Genomic DNA, 1,890 nt, shown 5'->3' with positions numbered 1-1,890 from the left:
GATCGAGGCAGCCCCGGACGAACACACGGAAATGCGGTGACCAACCCGCGCATCAGAGTCTGCTCAACCGTCGTCTTGACGGCTCTGTCTCCGGCCCTGCGCAATCGCTTTATCCGGCCTGGCCCTGTTCCTGCATCGGGATTGCATACCCACGTCAAGGCTCATTGACAACGAACATCAGAGTTCGGTCTTCCTCCGCGCCAGGCGGGCCAGCAAGTCGTCGAGCTCCTTGTAGCCCGTGCGCAGGCCAAAGATCCGGTCAAACTGCCACCGGAAGGCCCGCTCCCCACCTGGCGAGGGGCTCTGCTTCCACAGCTTCAGGCTGCGGTAAAAGCACCAAATCGCCTCGCGGACCAACTCCACCGCCTGGGCCTGCTTGGGGAGGCCGGCATCAGCTTCTGCAGGTGGCGCTCCGCATGGATCCAGCACAGGGCGTGCGTGGTCACCCGGAACTGACCGGCATCGTCGGAGACCACGACGGTGTTGTCCATCAGCCCGTGATGCCGGAGCGCCCCCAGGTGGCGGCTTCGTCCAGTGCCTGCAGCAGAGGCCGGTCGAAGATGTTGATCGAGCACCGCAACAGATGCTGCCACCACTCCATTTGCGAACCGAACACCTGGTCCGGATGCGTGGCCAGCCGAGCGATCACAGTCGCATCGACAGATTGCGCCCGCAAATAGTCCAGTGTGGCTTCGTTGACGACGTAGTCCTCGCAGCCGGCCCGCAGCAGCGTCAGGAAGTTCAGGCGCGACTTCGACCGGCTGGTGCGAAAGACGCAAAAGCGCTCGCCGCCGATCTGGGTGGTCACCGCAGGACGGCGGGCATGGCGCGCCCCAGTGTCGTCGACGGTGAGGTAGGGTGAGGAGGTCAGGCCCGCCTGTAGAATCGCGCGGTCCTCCTGCTCAAACGCCTCCAGATCGGCGGTGAGCAGACGCACCACCTCGCGCTTCGAGATCGACAGGCCGATGCCGTTCAGCAGATCGGTCAGGCGCTCGGTGGTCACCTGGCCTTGCGTGTGCAGAGCCAGGCAGATCCGCTTCACATTGGGCCCGAACCCGCCGGTGATGCCGGGCGGCAGCGGCGCGATGATGGTTTGGCCCTCGGAGGTCACCCAGCGTTCCCGCTTGTAGCGCACCACCTCGGCGGCCAGCATCAGATCCCGATGCACCACCGTCTTGTACCCCTTGAAGCGCGAGCCGGGTGGCACCTCGACCTGCAGCGTCACCTCGCGGGTGACCCGATCCCGTTTGGCGCCACGACCTGGACGCCGGCCTGGACCGGGAGGCTTTGGCTGGGTGGCTTTCTCCATGCCGGAGGGTTTGAAGGGTGGGCGCGGCGGCAGGTGCTTGAGCCGGGCGATCTCATCCTTCAGGGCTTGATTGTCGCGGCGCAGGTTGCTGTTGTCGAGGCGCAGTTGCTCGATCTCTTGCTCCAGTCGAGCAATCTTGCCAGCCAGATCCGAGACCAGCTCGCGCAGGACCTTCTGAGACAGCGGTTTGTTGGAACCACCCGGCGGTGAGGTCATGCCGGGATTGAATCATGAATGTCCAGTCGGAGGAATCCCTCGCCCCCCAAAATGCCCCACTTACCCGAAAAGCATCACTGCGTCCTCAGACTAAGCTCTTGATAAACTGGACCTTAGCTTAGCAAGGCGAAGTGAAGCAAGCCTTCGCTACGTTGAGAGGCGAGATCATTCAGGTCTCCCTTTGAGACTCCGGTCGCGGTTCAGCGCCGTCGGCCTCGCCAGGGCGACCCGACGCGCCCTTTTTGACCCGCGAGGGCGCGGACGGGCTCGGGAGCGCTTATTCTAAGCCATTTCAGGAGGCGCCGTGAAAGCTCTCGCTGCTCTTCTGGTTAACGCGTCCGCGTGAAAGACGCCCTCAAACGATC

2 protein-coding genes are annotated in these 1,890 nt (G+C 63.7%); both read right to left on the bottom strand.

Going from position 1 to position 1,890, the window contains the following annotated elements:
* Positions 1–177 precede the first annotated feature (177 nt).
* Positions 178–363, bottom strand: coding sequence for a hypothetical protein (locus KBI52_RS32515; protein WP_247654109.1), 186 nt, complete (start codon positions 361–363; stop codon positions 178–180).
* 127 nt (positions 364–490) lie between these two features.
* On the bottom strand, positions 491–1,525 hold the full coding sequence (locus KBI52_RS01715) for a transposase (RefSeq protein WP_210804907.1): 1,035 nt from the start codon (positions 1,523–1,525) through the stop codon (positions 491–493).
* Between the last annotated feature and the right edge of the window lie 365 nt (positions 1,526–1,890).

Source organism: Microvirga sp. HBU67558 (genome assembly GCF_018069605.1).
GTDB classification, from domain to species: domain Bacteria; phylum Pseudomonadota; class Alphaproteobacteria; order Rhizobiales; family Beijerinckiaceae; genus Microvirga; species Microvirga terrae.
This window is presented reverse-complemented; position numbering and strand designations above follow the sequence as displayed.